20 protein-coding genes and 2 pseudogenes are annotated in these 22,929 nt (G+C 38.3%); 17 read left to right on the top strand and 5 right to left on the bottom strand.

The window, feature by feature from the left end:
• The first annotated feature begins 2 nt into the window (after window positions 1–2).
• Entirely contained in the window at window positions 3–203 is a 201-nt protein-coding gene (locus MKZ14_RS17600; RefSeq protein ID WP_333003617.1) for a hypothetical protein, read from the top strand.
• A 235-nt stretch (window positions 204–438) separates the two neighbouring features.
• On the opposite strand, the gene MKZ14_RS17595 is transcribed toward MKZ14_RS17600, so the two are convergent.
• On the bottom strand, window positions 439–1,338 hold the full coding sequence (locus MKZ14_RS17595) for a 3-hydroxyacyl-CoA dehydrogenase (protein WP_036078675.1): 900 nt from the start codon (window positions 1,336–1,338) through the stop codon (window positions 439–441).
• 493 nt (window positions 1,339–1,831) lie between these two features.
• Between MKZ14_RS17595 and MKZ14_RS17590 the strand changes: the two genes are divergently transcribed.
• Window positions 1,832–2,893, top strand: a complete 1,062-nt coding sequence (locus MKZ14_RS17590; protein WP_339280255.1) for an S-layer homology domain-containing protein — start codon at window positions 1,832–1,834, stop codon at window positions 2,891–2,893.
• Between the two features lie 40 nt (window positions 2,894–2,933).
• On the opposite strand, the gene MKZ14_RS17585 is transcribed toward MKZ14_RS17590, so the two are convergent.
• Window positions 2,934–3,620, bottom strand: a complete 687-nt coding sequence (locus MKZ14_RS17585) for a zinc transporter family protein (RefSeq protein WP_244905038.1) — start codon at window positions 3,618–3,620, stop codon at window positions 2,934–2,936.
• Window positions 3,621–3,834: 214 nt separating this feature from the next.
• Between MKZ14_RS17585 and MKZ14_RS17580 the strand changes: the two are divergent.
• The 4 genes and pseudogenes from MKZ14_RS17580 to MKZ14_RS17565 all read left to right on the top strand — a co-directional run.
• Window positions 3,835–4,007, top strand: a pseudogene (locus MKZ14_RS17580) (glutathione-dependent formaldehyde dehydrogenase); the annotation flags it as partial.
• A 282-nt stretch (window positions 4,008–4,289) separates the two neighbouring features.
• The gene (locus tag MKZ14_RS17575) at window positions 4,290–5,978 is read left to right on the top strand and encodes an FAD-dependent oxidoreductase (RefSeq protein ID WP_339280254.1); all 1,689 of its coding nucleotides are present in this window, start codon (window positions 4,290–4,292) and stop codon (window positions 5,976–5,978) included.
• Between the two features lie 140 nt (window positions 5,979–6,118).
• Window positions 6,119–7,376: pseudogene (locus MKZ14_RS17570) on the top strand (IS110 family transposase).
• 471 nt (window positions 7,377–7,847) lie between these two features.
• On the top strand, window positions 7,848–9,461 hold the full coding sequence (locus MKZ14_RS17565) for a GNAT family N-acetyltransferase (RefSeq protein ID WP_258860859.1): 1,614 nt from the start codon (window positions 7,848–7,850) through the stop codon (window positions 9,459–9,461).
• Window positions 9,462–9,499: 38 nt separating this feature from the next.
• Here the strand turns inward: MKZ14_RS17565 and MKZ14_RS17560 are convergent, their stop codons facing one another.
• Window positions 9,500–10,117 (bottom strand): 3-ketosteroid-delta-1-dehydrogenase, encoded by a 618-nt coding sequence (locus MKZ14_RS17560; RefSeq protein ID WP_036078664.1) that lies wholly within the window; start codon window positions 10,115–10,117, stop codon window positions 9,500–9,502.
• 226 nt (window positions 10,118–10,343) lie between these two features.
• Between MKZ14_RS17560 and MKZ14_RS17555 the strand changes: the two genes are divergently transcribed.
• From MKZ14_RS17555 to MKZ14_RS17505, 11 genes are all read left to right on the top strand, one after another.
• Window positions 10,344–11,945, top strand: a complete 1,602-nt coding sequence (locus MKZ14_RS17555; protein WP_244905037.1) for a Na/Pi symporter — start codon at window positions 10,344–10,346, stop codon at window positions 11,943–11,945.
• A 68-nt stretch (window positions 11,946–12,013) separates the two neighbouring features.
• Complete coding sequence (locus MKZ14_RS17550; protein WP_339280253.1) at window positions 12,014–12,463, top strand: SACOL1771 family peroxiredoxin; 450 nt, start codon at window positions 12,014–12,016, stop codon at window positions 12,461–12,463.
• 141 nt (window positions 12,464–12,604) lie between these two features.
• Window positions 12,605–13,240 (top strand): sugar transferase, encoded by a 636-nt coding sequence (locus MKZ14_RS17545; RefSeq protein WP_016992335.1) that lies wholly within the window; start codon window positions 12,605–12,607, stop codon window positions 13,238–13,240.
• Between the two features lie 10 nt (window positions 13,241–13,250).
• Complete coding sequence (locus tag MKZ14_RS17540) at window positions 13,251–14,384, top strand: glycosyltransferase family 4 protein (RefSeq protein ID WP_339280252.1); 1,134 nt, start codon at window positions 13,251–13,253, stop codon at window positions 14,382–14,384.
• Window positions 14,385–16,058, top strand: a complete 1,674-nt coding sequence (locus MKZ14_RS17535; RefSeq protein ID WP_339280251.1) for a GNAT family N-acetyltransferase — start codon at window positions 14,385–14,387, stop codon at window positions 16,056–16,058.
• Window positions 16,039–16,785, top strand: a complete 747-nt coding sequence (locus tag MKZ14_RS17530) for a hypothetical protein (protein ID WP_244905034.1) — start codon at window positions 16,039–16,041, stop codon at window positions 16,783–16,785. The genes MKZ14_RS17535 and MKZ14_RS17530 overlap by 20 nt, the downstream gene beginning before the upstream one ends.
• Before the next feature lie 4 nt (window positions 16,786–16,789).
• Window positions 16,790–17,782: a polysaccharide deacetylase family protein gene (locus MKZ14_RS17525; protein ID WP_339280250.1), complete on the top strand. Its 993-nt coding sequence runs from the start codon at window positions 16,790–16,792 to the stop codon at window positions 17,780–17,782.
• 377 nt (window positions 17,783–18,159) lie between these two features.
• Window positions 18,160–19,146 carry an agmatinase family protein gene (locus tag MKZ14_RS17520; protein ID WP_339280249.1) on the top strand — a complete coding sequence of 329 codons (987 nt, stop codon included), beginning with the start codon at window positions 18,160–18,162 and terminating at the stop codon, window positions 19,144–19,146.
• A gap of 115 nt (window positions 19,147–19,261) precedes the next feature.
• On the top strand, window positions 19,262–20,149 hold the full coding sequence (locus MKZ14_RS17515; RefSeq protein WP_339280248.1) for a 5'-3' exonuclease: 888 nt from the start codon (window positions 19,262–19,264) through the stop codon (window positions 20,147–20,149).
• Between the two features lie 112 nt (window positions 20,150–20,261).
• Window positions 20,262–20,801: an RNA polymerase sigma factor gene (locus MKZ14_RS17510; RefSeq protein ID WP_036078650.1), complete on the top strand. Its 540-nt coding sequence runs from the start codon at window positions 20,262–20,264 to the stop codon at window positions 20,799–20,801.
• Window positions 20,791–21,672, top strand: coding sequence for a stage II sporulation protein P (locus tag MKZ14_RS17505; protein WP_339280247.1), 882 nt, complete (start codon window positions 20,791–20,793; stop codon window positions 21,670–21,672). Before MKZ14_RS17510 ends, MKZ14_RS17505 begins: the two co-directional genes overlap by 11 nt.
• A gap of 16 nt (window positions 21,673–21,688) precedes the next feature.
• Here MKZ14_RS17505 and MKZ14_RS17500 read toward each other — a convergent pair whose 3' ends face one another.
• Window positions 21,689–22,192, bottom strand: coding sequence for a C39 family peptidase (locus tag MKZ14_RS17500; protein WP_339280246.1), 504 nt, complete (start codon window positions 22,190–22,192; stop codon window positions 21,689–21,691).
• A 58-nt stretch (window positions 22,193–22,250) separates the two neighbouring features.
• Window positions 22,251–22,595 carry a thioredoxin family protein gene (locus MKZ14_RS17495; protein WP_081010969.1) on the bottom strand — a complete coding sequence of 115 codons (345 nt, stop codon included), beginning with the start codon at window positions 22,593–22,595 and terminating at the stop codon, window positions 22,251–22,253.
• Window positions 22,596–22,929 lie beyond the last annotated feature (334 nt).

The raw sequence follows: 22,929 nt of genomic DNA, 5'->3' as shown, positions 1-22,929 counted from the left end.
TTATGGGAAATTTAGAAAATAAAAATAACGAAGAGACTCTAACAATAATTGAGAATTTCATCCCAAAAATTAAACATTGTTTACACAATACGGACTATCATGAAAGGGAAGACCTAGAACAAGAAATTAAATTAAAAATTTTAGAAAAGCTTGCAACAGTAAAATTTCAAGACGCCCCTAGTTTTTGGGACTTCTTCCTGTGAAAGCTACCAGTCGATTTTTCTATTCTGGTGTTCGAGTCGGAAATCTGATGAACTTCTTTTGTAAAACTGAGCATTTCGAGTAGGCGCCAGATTACATATTGTTAACAGAGCTCGTTCCTACATGCGTGATAGAATAAATTACGAGTCTTATTTAAAGTTCGGATTGTCACTACGAACATTGGGAAAGAAAAAAAGATGCACATAGTAAAAGGTACTATGTACATCTTTTTATTGATTAGCCTTTTAGGAAGTCTGGTTTTGCGAAGCTTGGGTTTGGATATGTGTAAAAGCCTTCCCCTGTTGCACGGCCAAGTTTACCTTTTTCGATGTACTCTGTTTTTAAGAGGTTAGCTAATTTTTTCATGTTTTCATCGCCAGTGGCAGTTGCTTTCGCTTCCACAATATTATAGGCAGTGTTAATGCCAACGATGTCTAGAATAGCAAATGGTCCAAGTGGAGCGCCTGTACCAATCATCCATGTTTTATCGATTGTTTCTGGATCAGCCACTTCTTTTACAAGTAAAGATTCAGCTGCATCTAAAAACGGAACTAGTAATGAGTTTAAAATATAGCCAGGTTGCTCTTTATGCAATGGTAGTGGTACCATGCCGATAGCGCGCGCAAATTCAACAACTTCATCAAACACTTTCATATCTGTACCAGGGTGTTTCATAATTTCCGCAGTATTGTTTTTCCAGATCGTATTAGCAAAGTGAAGAGCTAAAAATTTCTCAGGACGGCCAGTTGCTTCAGCAAATTGGCTTGGTAGTAAAGTAGACGAGTTTGTTGCAAAAATTGTTTTTGCTGGTGCTACTTTTCCAAGATTCGTGTAAAATTCTGTTTTAATACTCACAACTTCAGGGATTGCTTCTATAACAAGATCAGCATTGGCAACGGCTTGAGCCAGGTCACTGTTAAATGAAAGACGTGCATAGGCTGCATCCACTTCTTCTTGTGTCGCACCTAAATCTTGTTGATACAATGGTTTTAATTTTGTAATACGATCCTGTGCATTTTTTAACGCCTCGTCGTTTATGTCATACACTGTTACATTAAAACCTTTGAAAGCAGATTGATAAGCAATTTGACTCCCTAATACACCACTACCTGCAACTGTAATGTTTTGATAATTCATCGAAATTCCTCCTTTGAAATTGTTACATTAATATAATAGTGTGGATATGTAGATAATCCTTCGTTACAATCCCATACTACTTCTACCTACGAATAAAAATCAAATGAAAGCCTCTGATATTATATAAATATAAAGTTATCTAAAAGAAGTTTCTTTTCAAGTATGTACCCACCCTTACAGAAATATAACAAAGAACAGCCTTTAAGCTGCCCTTATTTTAGAGATAGTTTTCCATGGTAAACATGTCCCCAACATCAGGGGCCTCGTTAGACAATGTTTGACTTTATATCTAATTACATATGTAATTATGGTAGATGACATTGAGGAATTTGTTCTTCTGTTAAACTAGTTTCAAAATCAAAAGTAAAATAGGAAAATTATAATGTGTTAAAAATAGGTCTTTTATATAATTATTGTATAATTCCCATATTTTTATAGATTTATAAACTATTGTTTTAGTACACTGAATCTATGAATCGAAGGGGGAAAAACAGTGAAGAAAATAATGTTAGCTGGTGCACTGAGTATTACATGTTTTACAGGAGGGTTTGGTGGACAGGCATATGCACAGGATGTAGTAAATGTGGCAAATATAATTCATCCAAAGCAGAATGTTGCAGCCACTAGTCAGTTACAAGCCATGCCCTATCAAGATATTTATAAATTGCTTTTGTTATCTAAAATAGGCTTTGAAAATAACGAAGTGTCGATTGTTACAACAAAAAATAGTATTACAGTAAAAATTTCATTAGAGGCGATCCTTCAATCATACAAAGATGGTACAAACCTCTATCCAGAGGGAGAAAAAGAGTTTAAGGAAAACTATGAAGAACTGAAGAAGTTATTTGGGCATGCGATTCAAATAAAAATTACACAAACTAGTAATGGCTACAAGAGTGAGGTATATACAGCTGGCAAATGGGAAGCAGTTAGTGCAGAAGATTTAAATGATATGGTACAGGTATTTGCTCGTGCCGACGTTGAGTTAAAAGCAGGTGGATATTTCAAGGATGCTATTGGTCATTGGGCTGAAAGCTATATTCAGTTTTTATATCAAACAGCTATCATTAATGGGACAACGGCTACTACGTTTAATCCAAATGGACAAGTGACGCGAGGAGAACTAGCGGCTATTATTTTCCGTGCATCTGGTTTAAATGTCAATGAAGATTATGAGGGTCCTGCTTCTTATACTGATCTTAATGGTTTCTGGGGAGCTAAGGAAGTAGCGATTCTTGAAGAGTATGGCTTAATCGATATTTTCAATGGTGAAAAATTTGAGCCGAAAAAGCCCGTTACAAGAGAGGAAATGGCCTATATCACTGCTAGGTATTTAGAAGGTATGGAAGTGAATGTTGCGCAAGTGAGCAAAAACAATTCATTCACTGATAAAAATCAAATGCGTCAAGAAACAGTAGAGGCAATTGGTCTATTACAACATCTAGGTATTTTAAATGGTACGAATGGTAAGTTTAACCCGAAAGGCAATCTTACTCGGGCAGAGGTTTCAAAAATTTTAACCCTTACCTTAATGCTAGTAAGTGAAGAAGAATAAAAGAGGAAAGGGATGTCTCATGTGCAGAGACATCCCTTTATTATTCAACAAGTATATGGAAAATATAGCTTAGGAAATAACCTAGAAAGAGATACATAAAAAATGCTTTAAATGAGACTTTCTGTAGCTGATGCAAAATGAATTCAGAAATACTAGCTGTAGCAATCAATCCTATCGAAATGCCCATTAAAATCCCTTGTGCTTTATCTGGTAAAGCCCAATACTGACCAAACCAGATGAAAATACTAAAGAAAATGGAGAAGATGAAGAAATAAATGAAAAGTCTCCAAAGCCTTTCACCTTGAGAGATGAGTGCAGTAGATAAAGCAAATCCCTCTGGAACATGGTGAAGAATAATGGAGGCGGTGAGAGAAATACTTAATGCAGCATTTCCAAGTAAATTTCCAACAGTGAGACTAATAGGTATTGTATGGATAATCATAGCTAGTGTTAATAGAGAGACCGAGGGATTTTGTGCATGAGAAGCATGAAATAAGGTATCTAGTAGTTGAAAGATGAAATAACCAACAAAAATACCTAATATAACTCCGAAAGATTGATAGATTTGAAAGGAAGAAGGGATGATATCTAGCACAAGTAAGCCTACTAAAAAACCTCCGCACAATAATGATAATCCCTGTGTCGTATGCTGAAATAGCTTAGAGAAGATCCAGGCAATTGCGCCCCCAATGCTCACACTGAAAAATAGAAAACCGCCAAGTATCATTGCACTCACCTGTAAAATTCCTCCGCCCTATCATCAACTTAATGTCTTTTTCAAACTATATGCTAAGTAGAAATGAATATGCTTGACATTGATTTGCCTGCATAAAAACGATAATGACAAAGATGTGCATACTGCAGGTTAGAGAAGGAAAGAATAGAGTCGAAAATCTATGCTTTTTGTGATGATACTATGCAATGGGAGTGTTGTCGTTGTCGTGAAGGCTGTAACATATCAGGGAATTAAAGATATCCAAGTTAAAATGTAGAGGGTCCAACTATTAAAGAGAAGGACGATATTATTGTGCAAATCACTTCTACTGCTATTTGGAGATCTGATTTGCATATTTACCAAGGCGCTATTCCTTCACAGAAGGATTATGTAATAGGTAAGAACTGATGTGAGGGTGACCGTGTCATCTTGCCTTTTAATGTATCGTACCATTACACATCAATTGCCATTAGAAGAAGCAAGTAAAGCCTATAAAATATTTAGTGGACGGGAAGATAACTGTATAAAGGTGATTCTAAAACCTTAAACGGAGCATCTAGGCTCCTTTTTTTGTGGAAAAATAGGGAATGGTTTAAATTGACTGAATATTGGTTTAATTCTATACTTTTTAATAGAAAGGCCAGATTCATCGATTTAGCTCATATAGGGAGGAATGGTTGAATGAAATGGGATGCTAGTTATGATGTAGTAGTAGTAGGCTCTGGTGCAGCGGGATTGACAGCAGGTTTAACAGCAAAGTTACAAGGAATGAAATCATTAGTGATTGAAAAAACAGATCGCTATGGTGGTGCTTCTGCTATTTCAGGCGGTGCCTTATGGATTCCTAATAATCATATCATTAAAGGTGCAGGTGTCCCAGATACACATGAACTTGCACGCCAATATCTAGATTCTACAATCGGTGATCGTGTGCCAGAAGGGCTAAAGGAAGCTTATATTACGAGAGGACCTGAAATGTTGCGCTTTTTATACAATAAAACAAAGCATATGCGCTTCCAATATGCAAAAGGCTACTCGGATTATTATCCAGAAAAACCTGGTGGCTTATCACAGGGACGCGCCATTGAACCACTTATTTTCGATTTAACAAAAATGGGCTCTTTGGCAAATTCGATGCGTCGTGCAACTCTATCAACAAAAGGCTTCACGATGAATAGCTACGAGTTTCATAAGGTGAATATGATTACACGGACGCTAAAAGGTAAAACTACAGCACTGAAATTAGGAGCGCGCTTAGTCAAGTCAAAGGTGACTAAGAGCGATCCGGTAGCATTAGGAGAAGCTTTAATCGCACGTTTACGCCTCTCCCTTGCAGAAGCAAATGGTGAGCTTTGGCTATCAACTGCATTTAAAGATTTCATTATGGACAAGGGAAGAGTAATTGGAATGATTGTGGAACGAGATGGGCAAGAGCTTAAAATTGAGGCAAAGAAAGGTGTTGTACTGTCATCAGGTGGCTTCTCACATAATCAAACACTTCGTGAAAAGTATTTACCAAGCCCTACGAATGCTGCATGGACTTCTTCTCCAGAAGGACAAACAGGTGACATCCTTGAACCTGGCTTAAAAATTGGTGCTACGTTGGATTTAATGGATAAAGTGTGGGGAGCACCTTCTGTTATTGATCCAAAAGGACATCCATTCTTCCTTGTGGCAGATCGAGGCGTGCCCAATATGATTGTAGTGGATAGCACAGGGCAACGCTTTGTCAATGAAGCGGCTCCCTATCATGAATTCGTGGATACGATGTATAAGCATCAAGAGGCCACAAAGCAGGCGGTTCCTTCCTGGATATTGATTGATGCTTCAGCTAAAAGCCGTTATATTTTTACGGGATTGTTCCCAGGACAGGCCTTCCCGAAAAGTTGGTTTGAGCAGGGAGTCGCAAAAAGTGCGAAAACGATTGAAGAGCTTGCTAGACAAATGGATGTGCCAACGGAGCGCCTAGTCGCGACGGTGAATCGTTTTAATGACTTTGCGCGGAACGGACATGATGATGATTTTTATCGAGGAGATAGTGCCTATGATAATTACTACGGGGATCCGACACTGCCAAATCCAAATTTAGCAGAAATCAAGAAAGCGCCATTCTACGCATTACGTCTTTATCCTGGAGACATCGGCACGAAAGGTGGCCTCGTAGTGGACGAATATGCTCGGGTAATAAAGGAGAATGGTGAACCCATTGAGGGATTGTACGCATCTGGCAATTGTTCAGCGTCTATCATGGGGGAAACATATCCAGGCCCTGGCGCAACCATTGGACCTGGTATGACATTAAGCTATGTGGCGACAGCACATATGGCCAATGCAGTGACAAAAGATGAGGTATCTCTTGTAAACGTATAAATGAAACATAGCCCTTCCTTTCTAATAAGGAGCATTCCTGTTAGAAGGATTTTCAGGGGCTTGAAATCAGAAAAGCCCTCTTGTATGATGCATGAGTGTCAACAGCCATTGACCCACTATCACACAGGAGGACTCCTTTTATGAATTCTAATAGGAACCAAAAGATTAATCAAGTCTCTGAAAAAACACTCGTCATCGGTATCGATATTGCCAAGCGTACACATTATGCATGCGCGGTTGATGAAAGAGGACGCGTGCTCCATAAATCGTTCCCTTTCTCGCAAACAAGAGAAGGTTTCGATGCTTTTTATGAAAGATTACTGGCTTTACGTGCTACCCATGAAAAAAGTGAAATTCTTGTCGGTTTCGAGCCCACAGGTCACTACTGGATGAATCTCGCTGCCTATCTTCAAGCACATGGAATTCCATTTATCATGGTGAATCCTCATCATGTCAATCGTTCCAAAGAGCTAGATGACAATCTTCAAACAAAGAATGACCAAAAGGATGCGCTCGTCATTGCACGTTTAATGCGAGATGGACGATTTAGTTACCCACGTATTCTAGAAGGCGTGGAAGCTGAATTGCGTAATGGTACAACCTTGCGTGCCAAAATCCAAGAAGATGTAAATGCCTTACAAAATCGAATGATCCGTTGGTTAGATCGCTTTTTTCCTGAGTTTACACAGGTATTTAAAAACTTCGGGAAAATGGCGTATGCGGCGCTTGAAAAGACACCACTGCCGATGGACATTCAAGGGAAAACGCCAGAAGAATTATTATTTTTATACCGCCAAGTAGATGGGATGAAAAGTCCACAGCTACCAAAGGCAAAACAATTAGTCGAGGTGGCACAAAGCTCGATTGGACTGACAGAAGGCTTAGTGATGGCACGCATTGAAATCGCTACACTACTTTCCCAGTATCAATTGATGCAAGCTCAGCTTGATGAATTAACAGTCCAGCTTATAGAACTGGCAAAACAAATGACGGATTATGCGTATTTAGCATCAGTACCTGGAATCGGAGACGTAACAATTGTCGAGCTGCTTTCCGAAGTTGGTTCTCTTACACAATATGAGCATCCACGCCAATTAATCAAACTAGCGGGACTCACATTACGTGAAAACTCTTCTGGACAGCATAAAGGACAAAAACGGATTTCTAAGCGTGGTAGAAGAAAACTTCGAGCTCTTTTATTCCGTACATAATGAGGCCTTTAAGCAATTACATGATTATTACACTACACGCACCATCAATCCACTTCGAAAGAAACAATCGATTGTCGTGCTCTGTGGAAAGTTACTGAAGATTTTACACACCTTGTGCAAGAAGAAAGTACATTTTGATGTGAGCCAAATGATGAAAGACCTTTATTGTCTCGGAGAGGCAGCCTAAGCAATCAGAACTCGACCTCTAACAGAAGGATGACACGGAGAAGCCGGCATTATTTTCACCATAAGACTACGAGTCCCTTAAGGAGCATCGCCAGCCTCTGCCTTATGAATAGACCGAACGAAGGAATGTATGCGCTAGACGCCAAGAGACATGGGAGGGTGAGTCGTCATAAGCATCGCAGAGATCCATTAGTGCATCATATAGTGGAATTAAAAGTTAATTTTTTTCAATTAACTTTAGCGAAGCGTACTCACCAAATGACAATGAATTGAAGAACTAGAAAAGACTATATGTACTATGCGGTGAAAAAATATTTTCATCACTTTAAAAACGGGTCAGACCGTTGATATATCAACATTTATAGAGGGAGGGGTTTTTACGTTGGTGTAATGTTCTAATACTTTCTTGCTAGGAATATAGTGGCTACTAAATGTATGGCGATGATCACGGGAAAAGGAGCGATTTAGTTCATTGCTAGCTTATAAACTCATTACGACTATCAAAGAGTTAGAGCCCTATCGGAGCACTTGGTCAGAGATACTTGAAAAAGAGTATAATAATAACCCTTTTATTGAGTACGAATGGATTTCAACTTGGTGGACAACGCTTGGGGTTCATGACAATGTCGAGATTTACATAGTGGAGCATCAAGGTGTAGCAGTGGCTTTTTTTCCGTTAGTGCATTCTGTACGATTTAGTACAATCCATTATTTTAGCTTTTTAGGACAAGGTTTTGCGACCTATATGGAAGTGATCGCTGACAAGGAGTGGCTAGAACCTTCTATCACATTTCTCTTGAAGGAGTTTTCACGAAAATATAAGCGTTATTTAATCGTGTTACATGGATTATTAGAAAGTAAAAATACCTCTCAAGAATTAGAAAAGTATGCGATTGAATATCAGATGCCTCATTCAATTTTTCGAACTGTCACATCCTATATCGATTTTCAAACCATTCCAATGGATACATTTCTACAAAAGCATCGCAAGAAATTCAAAAGCCTTAAACGACGTGAAAACAAATTAAAGTCACTTGGTCATGTCGTCTTTCAGGAAGTAAATCACAATCATCTCCAAGACATGTTTATGTTATTCAAGAGAAGATGGCAAAAGAAAATTGATAAAAGTGGCTTTACAGAAAAGCAAACACGCCTATTTTATGAGCGGCTAGCAAAAACAAACAGCAAGGTGCTTCGGGTAGAAGTCGATAGTTTACAATTTGAAGGTCAATGGATTGCATTTACAATTGACCTATGCTGTAGAGAGCGTAATTTTTGTCAGGCAATGGGCCATGAACCAGATTTTAATTTATTTGGTCCAGGACGCCTCATTGAGAAAGAAAATATGCTAAAAGCACATCAAGCTGGCTATCGTTATTATGACTTAGGAAGTGGCTATGAGCCATATAAGTTTGAATGGTATACACATATTGATTTCACTAGGAAATTTGTGATGAGTACAAAAGGAGTTACAGAGCGTATTATTCGTTTATGGATGGTCTTACGTGACCGACTAAAAGGGCTATTAACGAATAATCATCAGCTAGTAAAATTAAAGCGAGACCGATTAGGAGAACTGCGTTATTTTCTGAAGCATGCAAGCACGAAGGAGTGGCTAAGAGCTGTTACAAAAATATTCCAACGAATGCTAGCAATTCATAGTTTAGACGTTTATATTGCAGAGCAACAACAGGATAACGGAAATGTGAGATTTCAAGAATTATCAATGAAGGACCTCATGACGGTGAAGGAGCAAGCGACAAATGTTGCAGACTTCTATAAGGGCTATCGGCTATTTGCAGAGAGCGATCATGTCATCTATAAGCGACACGATCAAACGGCAGTGGAAGAAACGGTTAACTATTCCTATGAGCTGTCAGACAATATGTCGTTTATAAAAGAATATGACAGCCAGCGACTAGTTGAGATCGTTGCAGATGTGCAACGGGAAGGGAGAACAGTCTGTACAATAGCCCCCTGGTATAAGAGATACAGACGGAGAAAGCTCATGCAGGCTGGCTTTCATAAAGCAGCTAAAATCAATATAATAAAGATTTTCAAATGGCAAAAAATATATCATATCTAAACAACAACACCCTCAGCTTATTTGCTGAGGGTGTTTCATTAAAAATGGATACCGGGTTTATCAATTAGCTTACAGCCTGTACCATACTTGGCTTTTAAGGCCCCTTTGAAAAGAGTGTGCTCCAGCTCTGGGAATGTCTGTTTCCAAAGTTCAAAGACATTATGGCTAGATGCCTTCCCATCCTTTGTTAGTCGCGCAATATGGAACCCATACTCATCATTACAACGAGCCAATGGGCGGTTTTCTCTTACCGTGATAATTCGACCACTTGTCGTCATTTCGTACAATCCTTCATAGCCAGCGATCGCACGGCTTTCTTCTTGACCTTCAACTAAAGGCTTTTCCTCAATTGGTTCGACTTTCTCTTCTATTACTGCTTCCTGTTCAGTAGATTGAGATTCTTCAGCACTGTTTCCAGCTGGTAGTTGTTCAACAATCACAAAATCCTTTTTAGAAGCTTTATCGCTCATTGTCGCCATTACGTTCATAATAGAGCCTACATAGCGTAATGGTTTTTCTCTTCCTTCTTCAAAAACAAAAATATTATACTCGGTTTTATTAATCTTTTTCATAATAATATTGCCTGTTGTAATAGTAAAACCGATGAACTTGTTCTTTTTAAGTGCTTGTATTGCTTCTTGCTTTGTTAAAATCATTTTGAAAATCTCCTAAAGAATTATTTATTCTATTCTACCATAAAAATTATCACATTGTTTTTCGTAAAATAATGGTTGATTTTGTACAATGCAGGGAAATATCCCTATTTTCTCAAATTTATTAATGGTACGATTAAGAATGTTTGAGGAATAAAACTCCTATAAAAAAGGAGTCTTTCATAATATAGATACAATTTTAGCGGGGAGTGTTGATAGATTGATCAATGTGCTAGGGGGCATCGGTTTATTCTTACTTGGAATGACGATGCTAACGAACGGTTTAAAGGAATTGGCAGGAGATGCCTTGAAAAAATGGCTCAATCGTTTTACAGGTGGGACCATTAGCTCGGTATTATCTGGTACATTTATGACAATGCTTGTACAATCCTCCACGGCCACAACCTTGATTACGATTGGTTTTGTCAGTGCTGGTCTCCTCACATTTGTCCAATCGATAGGAGTCATTATTGGCGCGAATATCGGGAGTACAAGTACTGGCTGGATTATATCCTTAATTGGCTTCAAGATAAATATGCAGACAATGTCACTGCCTTTTATTGCACTTGGTGTATTTGTCCAATTGCTCGCACCGCGTGATTACAAAGCAATTGGAGGGCTAGTGACTGGTTTTGGCTTATTATTTTTAGGCATTGATGTTCTTCAGGGAGGAATGGCTGCTGTACAAGATAAAATTCCATTCGACGCATTTAGTGCTAATTCTATTAGTGGAAAACTCATTTTAATTGTTTTGGGTCTTATCATGACGGTTATTATGCAGGCTTCTAGTGCCGCAATAGCAGCCACTTTAACAGCTTTATATGCAGGTGCCATTGATTTTGAACAGGCTGCTTATTTAGTCATTGGTCAAAATATCGGGACAACTGCTACGGCATTATTTGCTGCGATTGGTGCATCAACAGCTGCGAAACGAACAGCTGTGACACATGTGATGTTCAATGTAGTCACTGCTATACTCGTGACATTCGGTGCAAGGTTTATGTTTGCTCTTACAGAGTTCGTCACGAAATCCATCAATGGTAGCTTTGATGAAACACTAGGCATTGCTGTTTTCCATACATTGTTTAGTGTGATTGGCGCGGTACTCTTTGTGCCATTTGTTCGTCCTTTTGCAAAGGCCATTGAAAAAATGATACCTGAAAAAGGAAATTACTTAACTCGTAATTTAGATAATAGTGTTGCCAAATTACCTGGGGTTGCAGTAGAGGTATCCTTTAATACATTACAAGATATTACTAAGGAAATGACAACTGTACTCGTTTCTCTTATTCAAGGAAAAAAACGCACAGCTGAAACAGACAGTAGATTGGCTCAAATGGATGAGGCGATTGAAAAAACACGTTTATTTATGGATGCTATCCAATCTTCCTCTCAAAAAGAACGTTTTAAGCATATTGCCCTTTTGCATGCTTTAGACCACCTCTATCGTTTGTCAAAGGCATTACGCGAGCAACATCCAAATGCCTTTCAATTACAGGAGACATTAACCCAAAAATGGTTAGAGGTATTGGAAAAAGTACTACTGATCATTGATGAGGATGAACGTCTACCTGAGATTGCAACCTTGCTTGAAGTCACTTCTTCCGAAATGGCTGCGGTGCGACGTGATAAACGAAACGCATATTTTGAGCATACAGTTGAAAATGTGGTAGAGTTAGAGACAGCCGTATCGAAAGTGGAGGCTTTGCTGTGGATTGATCGACTTGTCTATCACTATTGGCGTACAACGGCTCGTCTTGCTGAGTACCAAACCATGACTAAAAAAGGGCGTCATATTGAGACAGAAAAAAATACAGCTACAGTTGAATAAAAGGAATGCTCGTCTTACATTTGTAAGCGGGCATTTTTCTTCGCTTCATAAATAAAGGAGGAGTTAGAATGGTTCAGCATAAATTCACAATGGACTTAACTTGGTCGGAGGGAAGAAACGGTACAGGAAATATCCATGCAAGTAATTTGCAAACACAAATTTCTATTCCTCAGGAAATGAATGGGCCAGGCATTGGTACAAATCCAGATGAAATGCTTTTAGGGGCAGCCGCAACCTGTTATTTGATTACACTAGCTGCTTTATTCGAAAGATCAGAAATAGATGTGCTGGAGTTATCCATGCAGGCACAAGGATTTGTTAGTGTAGAAAATGGCATTTTTACGTATGAAAAAATTGTACATAAACCGACGATTATTGTGCAAGAGCTAACAGAACACCTTGAAAAAAGACTGCTACGCTTAGCATACAAGGCAGAACAAACATGTATGATTAGTAAAGCGTTAAAAGGTAATGTTGTGATTGAATGTGATGTTCAAATTTTAGAAGCAAGCATATAATAAGACAGCAGGAGTTATTCAGCAAGTGTCGCTGATATAACTCCTTTTTTCATAAAATAAGCACTTTTTCTAAAATAGTTCTAGAAATGTTCAAAATGAATATATAGAGTTAAGTGCTAAAAAAATGCAAAGGATGATGTATTGCACGTTCAGACAGCTCAGAATCTCACATTCTATGGTCAGTACGGCAAAAGAATATTTGATATTATTGGGGCATTATTTTTGCTTTTTATAACGATTCCTCTAATGCTAGCTGTATTCCTCATTTTACTCATCACGACAGGTCGCCCCATATTTTTTAAACAAATCCGAACTGGCCTCGATCATCACCGCTTTGTGATTTGGAAGCTACGAACAATGTGTATTCAGGCCGTTCCAGTTAATATGCCAACTATTTGTGCTGATGGTATCCCTGATGATTATTATTTTAAAACAGAGCAAGATACACGCATCACAAAAGTAGGCGCTATCCTACGAAAGCTCAGTATAGATGAAATCCCACAACTTTTAAATGTGTTAAAGGGTGATATGAGCATTGTAGGTCCACGTCCTGAGGTACCAACGATTACGAATGCATATAATTCCTTACAGGCTCGACGTTTGGAGGTAAAGCCAGGATTAACAGGCCTAGCTCAAATTAACGGTAGGTCGAATATTTCACATGGACAAAAAATATCATATGACATTGAATACGTTGATCATTATTCCTTATGGTTGGATGTCCAAATTTTGTTTAAGACAATTTATGTTGTCGTTGCACGCACAGGTGCTTATTAAAAAATAAGGAGTGGCCATACTGAAGATCGTTCAGCTTATTACACGAATGGATAAAGTTGGAGGTGCACAAAAGCATGTGGAGGCACTTGCTATCCACTTAAAACAGGATGGGCATGATGTCACAGTAGTGACGGGCTCCTATCAACCATCACTGTGGCACTTAAAAGCGCATAAAATTCCTGTTATCAGTGTGCCTGCTCTTCAACGGGCTATTCATATAACGAAAGATTTTCAAGCATTTTGGCAATTAAGAGCCGTTTTCAAACACCTACAACCAGACGTAATAGCCACCCATTCATCCAAGGCTGGTGTGATTGGTCGCGTAGTCGGTAGTTTGTTACGAATTCCTACTATTTTTACGGCACACAGCTGGAGCTTTACAGAAGGTGTTCCTCAAAAGAAAAAGCTGTTCTATCATCGGTTGGAAAAATCAATTCAGCCATTCACGACAAAAATTATTACGGTGTCTGAATATGATCGGGAACTAGCACTACTGAAAAAGGTTGCTCCTGCTCATAAATTACTGACGATTCATAATGGCATTGACCCTATAAAGAGAAGTGAGACAACTAAAAAGATATGCATGGAGGAGCAGCCAGTCATTGTCATGGTTGCTCGTTTTGAAGTGCCTAAAAGACAAGATGTCTTGTTAAAGACTTTAGCGGAACTGACGGATATCCCCTGGCACCTTCAATTGATTGGGGATGGTTCTCTGCGTCCAGCTCTAGAACATTTCGTTGAACAAAATGGTTTATCGAATCGTGTAACATTTTTAGGTAATCAATTAGACGTTCATTCTTATCTAGAGAAATGCCACCTGTTTGTTCTGTTATCAGATTGGGAAGGCTTGCCGATTTCGATTATTGAAGCGATGCGTGTAGGTCTTCCTATTATTGCAACAAATGTAGGTGGTGTGAAAGAGCTTATTTTTGATTATGACAACGGATTTTTAGTGGAACGAGAGAATAACGAATTATTGCAGAAGAGGCTGCGTCAATTATTAATGGATGCTACTTTAAGAAAGCAAATGGGGACGGCAAGTGAACACCGTTATTTACAATATTTCACCTTTAACCCCATGTATCAAAAAACATTGGCTGTTTATCAACAGGCTGTTTCAGAACTAGTGAAGAAAGGGGATTAAATGCAATTAATTCGCATTAGAACTGATGATGAGCTTATGTGGTACAAGGAAATTTGGGATGCCATTTTAGAAGAAGAGGACAATGATAATCCGTTTATAGAATTTGCTTGGTTTTATAATTGGTGGCAAATTGTAGGTCGGAAAGAGCGTGTAGAGCTTTACGCCATTGAACATGAGGGCACGATTATGGCTTTTTTCCCCTTTACAGTGTCTATTCGCTTAGGGGTAAGGGTGTATGCTTTTGCAGGAGAAAACATCGCCAATTATACAGGGGTTGTGTCTAAAAAGGAATGGTTACAGCAAGCTACAACTTTTGTTTTTGATGAGCTTATTAAAAAGCATCGACATATTCTTTTTTCTTTGCATGGTTTATTAGAAAGTAAGATGTCTACTAAAATCTTAGAGCAATACTTTGTAGAAAGACAATTACGTACAAGTCTTTTCCGAGTTGTGACACCCTATCTTGCCTTTTCAGAAATAGATTTTCAGCACCATTTCAACCAACGTCGAAAAATGCATGGCGTTGATCGACGAGAACGAAAACTAAAAAATTTAGGCTCCTTAGCAAGGCGCGAACCTTCACAGGACGAGCTTTGGCAAATGTTTCGATTATTTGATCGTCGATGGGCAAAAAAACTGGATACAAGTGGCTTTACAAAAGGCAAGAAGAGAGATTTTTTTGAGCGTTTAACGATGCTTAAAGGTGAGGCATTACAGGTAGAGGTCGATGCACTTGTCTTTGAAAACCAGTGGATTGCTTTCACCTATGGGTTATGCTGTCGTGGTCGCTATGTGACATATGCTCTTGCGCATGAGCCAACCTTTAATTTATTTGGCGCTGGTCGGATAATCAATCAGGAAACCATCCAGCGAACGTTTGCTGCTAACTATCGCTTATTTGATATGAGTATAGGCTATGAGCAATATAAATTTGACTGGCGCTCCGACATTGATTTTACAAGACAGATGCTTGCTAGCAGCGGTACGAAACGTACAAATTTACTGGCAGGGTTTTTATCGTTAAAGCAACGACTTAAGGAATATATGAAAGGGAACCATCGAGTCGTAGATTGGAAGCGTAACACACTGGGCCATTTACGTTATTTAGTAAAGTATGGAAAGGTAAAAGATTGGCTAGAATATGGACAACAATTCGTAGAAAAATTTATTCGGTTGAAACAAGTGGAGCTGTATGAGTTATCCCCATCAGAGGACGTATCACCACAGCAACCTGTCGGGAATTTATTTGAAGAAATGTCGATTCAGGAAGCGATGCAGCTTGATCAGGAAGAAGTCATGGCTCTCTTTTATAAGGGCTATACGATCTATAAAGACTCCTTTGCAGAAACGAATAAGCCAGCGTTTGCATTACATGCCGCAAATTGGCGAGTGGATTCAATGCAAATTGTAGAAGCCTTACCGAAGCAAACCTATTTTTTAGCCTATGATGTTTTCAAACAAATCGATATTATTACAGCTTTTTTCCGAAAAATAAAACCAGCACAAACATTGTGGGTAACGGTAAGTTTTTGGCAATGGCGCAAGCGCAAGCGTTTAGTAAAGCTAGGCTATAAACCTATTTCTCGAATGAAACATTATAAAATTGCTCGTTTTGAGCGACACCATGTAGAAAAATATACAGAGAGTGGGGGCGATGTACATTCTGTCCATTAAAAGTAAGCGATGGAATATCGCAATGCAGCATTTTTATTTTCTCGAAAAGCCAGCCAATTTTCGAAAGTCTATGAAAGTTGTAGGCTATACGCATTCACTAGTACCAAGTCGGAAGCTTGTGAAAAGCGAAACAATTCATATTCATTTACAAGAGCATGAGCTTTCATTGTATTTAGCACTGTCTGAAGGTAATCGTAAAATCTTACGACGTGCCCAAAAAGAATCGTATCAAGTCATTTTGTATAAAGAGCCATCCATAGAAAACTTGAGAGCTTTTCAGCAATTTTACAATCAGTTTGCCAAAAGGAAGAAAATTGAAACAATCGGCAAGTCGCAAATGGAAACCATCCTGCTTCTCAATCAGCAGGGCGCATTATTATTATCGGAGATCCAGAGTTTTTGTGGACAGACATTATGTTATCGATTAGATATTGTGCATGAGAAAAAAGCGATGTCTTATTACGAGGCAACATGTCATGCAACAGCTTTGCCTGCCCAATTAAAACGTCCTTTCCGGTATGCAAATCGGTTTTTGATTTGGCATAACCTGCTACATCTAAAGGAGCAAGGTTTTGTCTTATATGATATGGGGGAATTAACGGACAATCGAAATGTACGAGCCTTTAAATTGAGCTTTGGTGGCCAGGTTGTTCATGTTTACTCAGGCTACATTATCCAATCAAAAATACGTGCACTACTACTAGGTGTGCAAAAATGGAGGAAGTAGCAACATGAATGGTGGGGGTCTCGTTATTTCATTAGATTTTGAGCTAAATTGGGGTGTCCATGACGTATTTCGTTATGGGCAATACAATAAAAACCTATATGGTGTACGTAAAGCCTTGCCCAGGATACTAGCGTTATTTGAGCAATATGACATCCATGCAACTTGGGCTACCGTTGGATTATTATTTGCTGAATCAAAGGCAGAAATGGCTCATTATTTACGAGGTATCCCTGTGAAATATGAAAATATGCGCTTTGCAGCACATACACAGCTAGCAAAAGTAGGCGACAATGAACAAGAGGATCTCCTGCATTTTGGTAAATCATTAATTGAGATAATTAAACGTACACCACATCAGGAAATAGGAAGTCATACCTTTTCTCATTTTTATTGCTTGGAGAAGGGCCAAACGAAAGCTGCCTTTTGTGCTGATTTACATGCAACGAAAACAATCAGTGACGGCTATACTGCGCCCATGAAGTCCATTGTGTTTCCTCGTAATCAAATAAACAAAGACTATTTTACAGCTTGTTTAGAAGCGGGATATGTTTGCTATAGAGGCACCGAAAATCATGTACTATATGACGCACAAAAGTTTACGAAAAAGGGAAGACTTTTAGGTGCTAAGAAGTGGATAGATAGCTATTGGAATATAACTGGCCATCATATAGCCACCTTGGAAGAAATGCAAGAGGAGCAACTGATTAATATTCGATCAAGTGCTTTTTTAAGGCCATACTGTAGTCCATTGCGGATATTCGAAAATTTAAAAGTAAAGCGAATAAAGGAAGGCATGCTCAAGGCTGCCCAGGCACAAGCCTTTTATCATTTATGGTGGCACCCTCATAATTTTGGTAAGCATACTGATAAGAATTTGGCGATGCTAGAAGAGCTATTAAGTTATCATCAAGAGCTGCGTAGCCAATATGATTTCCAAAGCTATTCCATGTATGAGGTAGCAGAACTTTGCGAAAGCCATTCGAAACAGCAAAAGTAGTCGAAATGGAGGGGGACTCTGCTTGATAAGAGGGATTTCTGGACGAAGAGTTGACCTAAGTATTGGCAAAAATAAGGGTCGCTATTTGAAGAGTATTTGATAAAAGCAGGTTGAAACCAGCTCACAAAGCAGAGAATTGGCATAACCCTAACTTAAATACATGCAATTTCTGAGCAAACTGATTTCAAGTTTGCTTTTTTTGTTTGATTAAAAGAATATTTTCAATATAAAAGGAAAAAAGAAAATCTTTGACGAAAATCATTGTACGAATGGTACTATTACTATAGAGAAAATATGTTAGGACATTTATAGGAGAGCAACAATTAGTGTAGGTCAATTTAACTTGAGTGGAATAGAGAAGAAGGTGGTAGATGAATATGTTTATACAATCAGAATGCCAATGGAAGCAGGAAAATGGATCAGCTATGCATCAGTGGATAAAGCAGCAAGCAAATCCGAATCCAAATGAGGTGGATATTGTTGTGTATGGTGCTCTTTTATCGTATGCCAATGGTGCGTCATCAAAAGCACAGTACCCAACAGCGTTTCGAAAGGCTTGGCCAGGTTTTCAATCGTATAATCTAGATGAGCAGGTGAATTTGCGTGCCCTTTCAGTTGTGGATATCGGGGATGTGGCGATTCTAGAAAAGGATAGAATGCTTTCGGAATCTGCCATTGAGGCCGCTGCAGAAAATTTAAGTATAGCCTTTCAAAGAAGCTTTACTTGTTTAATTGGGGGAGATCATACAATTACCGCGCACTCCATAAAAGGTATAAAAAATGCCTTCCCACAGGATCGGATTGGCATCATTCAGATTGATACGCATTTAGATGCAAGAAACCAAGAGGAAATTGGTTTAGCGCAAGATTCTCCAATTCATCAGTTAATTGCAGCAGGGGTTGTTGAGGGAAGACATGTCTATAATGTCGGTTTGCATGGATTTTTCAATTCACCTGAAATGATACATTATGCTAAAGAACAAGGCATCCATATGATTACGTTAAAGCAAATGCGACGTGATGGTATTCAGCTCACAATTCGTGAAATGCTACGTCAGCTTATGTATGAAGTAGATCGTATTTATGTGTCAGTGGATTTAGATGCACTTGATATTGTATTTGCCTGTGATGTTCCTGCAGCCTCGCCAGGTGGTTTAACTGCTTATGAGTTGTTTGATATTCTCAAGCTTATTGGAGAAAATGAGGGTGTTCGTCATATTGACTTTGTTTATGCTGATCCTAAAGAAGGCATACTGCGTCCAGAAACTGTTAAAATCGGTGTGACGGCATTTTTGCAATGGTTAACAGGCATTCAGCTAGATCATCGCAATCGTATTTCGAAAAAAGGAAAGGTTATGTTGTAGAGCAAGCGTATTTCCGAGTATTAACAATGCTGATTTTTAAAAGTTTGCTATAATGTTTAAGTAGAAAACAATAAATTAATACAAACTTTGTATTGTAATAGAGAGGAAATTTATTATGACAACAAAACCAAAATTATTGATTGTCGACGGTATGGCACTGTTATTCCGTTCTTTTTTCGCTTCGGCTGCCATGGGGCATTTTATTCGCTTGGCAGATGGAACACCAACGAATGGAGCCCAAGGATTTGTGCGCCATGTTCTAACAGCACAAACTATTATGAAGCCAACACATATGGCGGTTTGCTGGGATATGGGGGCACATACATTCCGCAATGATTTATTTGATGGCTATAAAGCGAATCGCCCAGCACCACCAGAGGAGATGCTACCACAATTTGATATGGCGAAAAATTTATCGCAGCAAATGGGCTGGCAAAATTTCGGCGTGAAGGGTATGGAAGCGGATGATTTAATTGGCTCCATGATTACAAAATGGCAGGACGAGGCAGACATTACGGTCATTAGTGGTGATAAGGATTTACTTCAGCTTTTAAGACCATCTACAGAAATTGCGTTTATGAAAAAGGGCTATACAGAATACGATATTTATACACACGCTCGCTTTAAAGAAGAATATTGTATTGAACCTTCACAGTTTGCACAGGTGAAAGCCTTTATGGGTGATTCAAGTGATGGCTATCCAGGTGTGAAAGGGATTGGCCCTAAACAAGCGTTAACGCTTATTCAAACATATGGCTCGATAGACAAAATACTGGCATCACTTGGTGAATTGAAGCCAGGCCAAAGAACAAAAATCCAGGATAATTTAGAAATGTTGCAGCTATCACATGAGCTTGCAACAATTCAAACCAATGTACCAATTGATGCTGATTTTACGAGCCTTGTGGTACCGAAGTATGAACCACATATTTTTAAAGCAATAGAAGAGCGTGGCTACACGCTAATTGCCAAGCATGCCCGATCTTTGTATACCCTTATTTAGTTGATCATCGCAGAGTATAGTCATATGCTCTGCTTTTTTTATTGAAATTTTTTGTAACCTTTTTTCACTTTCAAACGAATTATAAGTGACAATACATGGAGGAGGGGAGAGCTTGTTTGATTCGCCTAATTTAGAATCAAAAATAGTAGAAATTTACAATTTGTATTATTTGGATGTATATCGGTTTTTGATTTATTTTATGGGTAATCGAAATGATGCAGAGGATTTAACACAAGAAGTATTTATTCGAGTTTTGAAAAGTTTACCAAAATTTAATAGTAACTATCCTTTAAATACTTGGATATTATCAATAGCAAAACATGTAGCAATCGATCATTATCGAAAAAAGAGATTTACGACCTTATTTAAAGAGGGATTTTTTAAACAGTTAGCATCAAGCGATAAGAAACCAGATGAAGAATTTGAAATAGCAGAAACGAAAAGATTAATCCATGAGGCTATTGCAACATTAAAGCCCAATTTCCGAGCTGTTGTCATTCTCAGAGGTATTAATGAATTTTCAGTTAGTGAAACTGCAGCCGTTTTACAATGCAGTATGGCGAAAGTTAAAGTGGATTACCATCGAGCTTTGAAGATTCTGAAAAACAAACTAAATATAGATGTAGAGGGGGCTTTGCCAAATGCAAAATGAGCAGGAATTAATGGATGAGCTAAAAGAATTGTACCCTCAGCTTCCATCAAAAGAGTTTAAAAGCACAACGGAAAAGATGCTTCGAATGAAGGCGAGGGACTTAGAGAAAAAAAGGAAATTTATAAGATTTACGACGATTATTTCAAGCGGCGTTTTCGTATCTATTTTCGTTTTTTGTTTGCTAATTCTTGAAAGAGATGGGGTCAACCATACATTTGGACAATCTGCACAAACGTTAGCAAAGCCTCTAGTTTACATTTATCACACGCATAATCGGGAATCTTATTTTCCCGAACTTGACGTACAAAAGGAAAAGATGACGGCAGTGAGTGAAACGAAAAATGTTACGCTTGTTGGGAAAAGGTTAAGTAAAGCATTAAATGATATGCAAATTAATGCCATTCATGATAATTCAGATATCTTTGGCGTCTTAGAAAAATATAATAAGCAATACACAGAAGCCTATTTATTTTCTGGTTACTATTTAAAAAAAGCGTTAGAAGACAATGACAGTATTCAGATGGTGTTTGACATTCACCGAGATTCCAGTAGTAGAAGTGATTCAACGATCGAAATAAATGGTAAATCATACGCAAAGATCCAATTTATTGTTTCGAAAATCAGTATTAATTATGAGCAGAATAAACAATTTGCTGTACAGCTTCATGAACAATTGGAGCAACGATACCCTGGGCTATCGAGAGGAGTTATAGAAAAGGGAGAGAGACCAGCCAATACCTATAATCAAGACCTGCATGGAAATTCATTGTTACTAAATATTGGAGGGTCAGAAAATAATCTGGAAGAAACCTATCGAACTGCTGATATTTTTGCAGAGGTAATTAAAGACACCTTAAAAAAGAGCAATTAATAGTCTGTAGTTTGACCTAGTAAGGTGCTAATTTAACAAAGGATAATACCTTTTCGTTATCTTTATAGAGAGCCTGTCGAATTTGGCTATCACGATGTGGACCACCATTATCATGGAATATTAGCCATAGCTCATCATTTTTTATCTCATAGCCAATAAGCGGTACCCAATGATAAGCAAAGGTTGATTTTTTATCTCGCCACTGAAGGCTAAAATAGCGATCAAAACGCATAGCAACTGGTCGGCCTGCGTCAATTTCCTGTAAAGCTTCCTTTAATGAACAAGTTCGAATATCCCAGGTTGGAAGCAGTTGACGAAGATTGTGAATCAGTCTCCATTTGAATAAGCCAATTTTTGTACCACCAAGCAGTTTATATAGCTCATTAATAGAAGGAGTTGACTCGTTTGAAAATTTTAAGATGACATGAATCGTAGTAGGTCCACAGGCAGAATTGCGATAGCTTGGCGCAATCGATTCATCGTATTGTGATTTTCCAAGTAGTATTAATTGTTGACGCATAATGGAATCTCCTTTCAAAAAGAGCTGCATTTCAAGAAGAAATGCAGCTCTCTCGCCATTATTGTTGAGCAGATAAAAATTCTGTTACTTGCTGAGGTGTTTTTGCATTTGCACTATGTAAGTGTGCAAGCTTTTCACCATTTTGGAAAATCAATAGACTTGGAATACCCATAACATCGTACTTATCAGCGATTTCTGGAAGCTCGTCACGGTTTAGCTCATACCAGTCATATTGGTTGTACTCTTCAATGATTGGATCGATAAACATATTCATACGTGTGCAATCAGGGCACCAGCCAGCATAAAATTTCACTAAAACTTTTTGGTCGCCAGCGATTAATTCGTTAAATTGTTCTGCAGTAGTAATAGTTTTCATTAAGTATTCACTCTCCTTGCTTTCCATTCTACACATTTTTCTTGCAATCTGAAAGTTTTCTGTTTGGTCGTTTCGATCGCTACTTCTTGTCCTCTTTTAGCTCGTTAAAAACAAAAAAAGATGTATACTGCAAAAATAATTCTTGAAAAAAGATTGCTAAATTAGACAAAATAATCTACACTAAAAACAGAAAAGTAGTTTTATCTTCATTCATTGAGAAGTGTCGTTTTGGAACGAAGATAAACCTTAGTCGTGCTTGGTTGAGTGGAGGGAATCTCATTCAACAAAAGGACAAAAAATTTACTAAGGTACACTTGATATTTTTTTGGCCAAAAAATGAATGGCTATTCATTCAATGGGA

This window comes from Lysinibacillus sp. FSL P2-0066 (assembly GCF_037969495.1).
Classification (GTDB): Bacteria; Bacillota; Bacilli; order Bacillales_A; family Planococcaceae; genus Lysinibacillus; species Lysinibacillus boronitolerans.
Note: the sequence above shows the minus strand (reverse complement) of the source record. Positions and strands in the feature narration are given on the sequence as shown.